General features: G+C 70.1%; 3 protein-coding genes and 1 pseudogene. All 4 read right to left on the minus strand.

Annotated features, from left to right (window positions below; genetic code table 11):
• Nucleotides 1–846: BMP family ABC transporter substrate-binding protein (locus tag AC30N0_RS00075; RefSeq protein WP_489515904.1), on the minus strand; the 846-nt coding region annotated here is incomplete at its 3' end.
• Between the two features lie 40 nt (nt 847–886).
• Nucleotides 887–1,804 carry an ABC transporter permease gene (locus tag AC30N0_RS00080; protein ID WP_489515905.1) on the minus strand — a complete coding sequence of 306 codons (918 nt, stop codon included), beginning with the start codon at nt 1,802–1,804 and terminating at the stop codon, nt 887–889.
• The gene (locus AC30N0_RS00085) at nt 1,804–2,916 is read right to left on the minus strand and encodes an ABC transporter permease (RefSeq protein ID WP_489515906.1); all 1,113 of its coding nucleotides are present in this window, start codon (nt 2,914–2,916) and stop codon (nt 1,804–1,806) included. Before AC30N0_RS00085 ends, AC30N0_RS00080 begins: the two co-directional genes overlap by 1 nt.
• Nucleotides 2,909–3,259 (minus strand): annotated as a pseudogene (locus AC30N0_RS00090) (hypothetical protein); the annotation flags it as partial. The pseudogene AC30N0_RS00090 and the gene AC30N0_RS00085, both read right to left, overlap by 8 nt.

Genomic DNA, 3,259 nt, shown 5'->3' on the forward strand with positions numbered 1-3,259 from the left:
GAAGGCGTACTTGCCGGCCTTGCCCGCCGTCTGCAGCACGGCCGAGGAGTCGGTGTTCTGGAACAGCACGTCGGCGCCGCCGTTGAGCAGCGACTGCGCGGCTTCCGTCTCCTTCGGCGGGTTGAACCACTCGTTCACCCAGACCACGCGGGTCTTGACCTTCGGGTTCACCGACTGCGCGCCGAGGGTGAAGCTGTTGATGTTGCGGATCACCTCGGGAATCGGGATCGAGCCGACGACGCCGAGCGAGTTCGACTTCGTCATCGCACCGGCGATGATCCCGGCCATGTAGGCGCCTTCGTAGGTGCGCGAGTCGTAGGTGCGCATGTTGTCGGCCTGCTTGTAGCCGGTGGCGTGCTCGAACTTCACGTCCTTCATGTCGGCGGCGACCTTGAGCATCGGCTCCATGTAGCCGAAGGTGGTGCCGAAGATCAGCTTGTTGCCCTGCCCCGCCATGTCGCGGAAGACGCGCTCGGCGTCGGCCGCCTCGGGCACCTTCTCGACGAACGAGGTCTGCACCCGGGCCCCGAACTCCTTCTCGACCGCCTTCCTCCCGTTGTCGTGCGCGAAGGTCCAGCCGCCGTCGCCGACCGGGCCGACGTAGGCGAAAGCGATCTTCAGCGGCGCGCTCGCGGCGGCCGCTCCCGCGCCGGCCGCGGCAGGTGCCGAGGCGCCGACGGTCGTCGAGGTGGTCGCGGTGGTGGTCGTCGTCGTGGTCGAGGCGCCGGCCGGCGTGGTCGTCGTCGTCGTCTTCTCCTCGCGGCTGCAGCCGGCGAGCGCCGTCAGGGCGGCGATGGCGCCCCAGCCGGCGAGTTGGACGAAGGACCGTTTCGTGAGTCGGGTCATGGAGGGCTCCAGGGTGGGGATGTGGCCGGGTGGAAAACGATTATCCCGGGAAGAACGGCTTGCCGATCGACGCCGGCATGTTGATGCGGATGAAGGCGGCGTTGCGCGAGATCAGGACCAGCACGACGATCGTCGCCAGGTACGGCAGCATCGTCAGGAACTGGCTCGGCAACTGCACGCCCTGCCCTTGCAGCTGCAGCTGCAGCATCGTGACGCCGCCGAAGAGATAGGCGCCGAGCAGGACGCGCGCCGGCCGCCACGTCGCGAAGGTGGTGAGGGCGAGCGCGATCCAGCCCTTGCCGGCCGTCATGCCCTCGACCCACAGGTGCGTGTAGACGACCGAGATGTAGGCGCCGGCGACGCCGCAGAGCGCGCCGCCGACGATCACCGCGGCGAGCCGGATCCGCCGCACCGGGTAGCCCAGCGCGTGCGCCGACTCGGGCGATTCGCCGATGGCGCGCAGCACCAGGCCGGCGCGCGAGCGGTAGAGGAACCAGGCGATCGCCGCCGTCAGCGCGATGGCGATGTAGATCATCGGGTGCTGGCGGAAGAAGGCCGGCCCGACGAAGGGCAGGTCGGCGAGCACGGGGATCTGGAAGACGTTGTGCTCGCCGAGCTTTTCCTGCGTGTAGCGGATGCCGACGAAGGCCGAGAAGCCGGCGCCGAAGAGGCTGAGGGCCAGGCCGGTCGCGTACTGGTTGGTGTTGAGCCAGATGACGAGCACGCCGAAGGCCGCTGCCAGCAGCGCGCCGGCCAGGGCGCCGGCGCCGAAGGCGAGCCAGTCGTTGCCGGTGTGCACGGCGGTGGCGAAGCCGGCGATCGCCGCGACCAGCATCATGCCCTCCGCGCCGAGGTTGACGATGCCGGCGCGCTCGTTGATGAGCAGGCCGAGCGCCGCGAACGCGAGCACGGTGCCCGAATTCAGCGTGGCGGCGACGAGGAGGGCGAAGCTGTCCATCAGGTAGCCGCCGGGCCGGCCGTCGGCGCAGGGGTCGCCGTGGCGGACGGCGCCCGCGCCGACTGCCAGCGCAGCCGGTAGTGGATGAGCGTGTCGCAGGCGAGCAGCGTGAAGAGGAGCAGGCCCTGGAACACGCCGGTCAGCGATTTCGGCAAGCCGAGCCGCGACTGCGCCAGCTCGCCGCCGATGTAGAACATGCTCATCAGGATCGCCGAGAAGACGATGCCAAGCGGATGCAGCCGGCCGACGAAGGCGACGATGATGGCCGCGAAGCCGTAGCCGGCCGGCACGTGCGGCGTCAGCTGGCCGAGCGGCCCGGCGACCTCGAGGCCGCCGGCGAGCCCGGCCATGCCGCCCGAGAGCAGCAGCGCGCTCCACAGCGCCTTGCGCGAGGAAAAGCCCGCGTAGCGCGCCGCCGCCGGCGCCAGGCCGCCGACCTGCAGCTGGAAGCCCGCGTAGGTGCGAAAGAGCAGGATCCAGAAGGCCACGACGGCCGCCAGGGCGATCAGGACGCCGACGTTGACTCGAAAGCCCGTGAACAGCTTCGGAACCTGCGTCGACTTGAGGAAGGTGATGGTCTGCGGGAAGTTGTAGCCCGCCGGGTCCTTCCACGGCCCGTAGACCAGGTAGTTGAGCAGCTGCTCGGCGACGTAGACCAGCATCAGGCTGACCAGGATCTCGTTGGCGTTGAAGCGGTCGCGCAGCAGCGCCACGATGGCCGCCCAGGCCATGCCGCCGACGACGCCGCCGAGCAGCACGGGCACGAAGAACCAGGGCCCGCTCGCCGGCGTCGCCTGCATCGCCACGCCGGCGGCGAAGATCGCGCAGACGATGAACTGTCCCTCGGCGCCGATGTTCCAGACGTTGGAGCGGAAGCAGACCGCCAGGCCGAGGGCGATGAGCAGCAGCGGCGTCGCCTTCACCGCCAGCTCGGTGAGCGCGTAGAAGCTGCGCACCGGCTCGACGAAGAACACGGCCAGGCCGCGCACCGGATCCTTGCCGAGCAGCAGGAACAGCACGGTGCCGATCGCCACCGTGATCGCGAGGGCGATCAGCGGCGAGGCGAGCGACATCGCCCGCGACGGCTCGGGCCGGGCCTCGAGCTTAAGCACGACCCGCTTCGGGAGGTTTGCGGATCCGGGTCTCCCGGTCCGCAAACGCGCCCCCTCGGGGGGCAGCGACCGAAGGGAGCGTAGGGGCATTCCACAACCCGCTCATCCATTCGCCGATCTGCTCGGTGGTCGCCGCGGCGACCGGGATGCTCGGCGAGACGCGCCCCTGGGCGATGACGACGAGCCGGTCGCAGATCTCGAACAGCTCGTCGAGCTCCTCGCTCACCACGAGCACGGCGCAGCCGTTGTCGCGCAGCGCCAGCAGCTCGCCGCGGATCTGCGTCGCGGCGCCGACGTCGACGCCCCAGGTCGGCTGCGAGACGACGAGCAGCTTCGGGTCGGC

This window comes from Rhizobacter sp., assembly GCF_031412495.1.
Classification (GTDB): domain Bacteria; phylum Pseudomonadota; class Gammaproteobacteria; order Burkholderiales; family Burkholderiaceae_C; genus Schlegelella_A.

Coding starts and splice junctions, on each gene's coding strand:
- AC30N0_RS00080 (WP_489515905.1), bottom strand. CDS start 1,804: ATGGACAGCTTCGCCCTCCTCGTCGCCGCCACGCTGAATTCGGGCACC.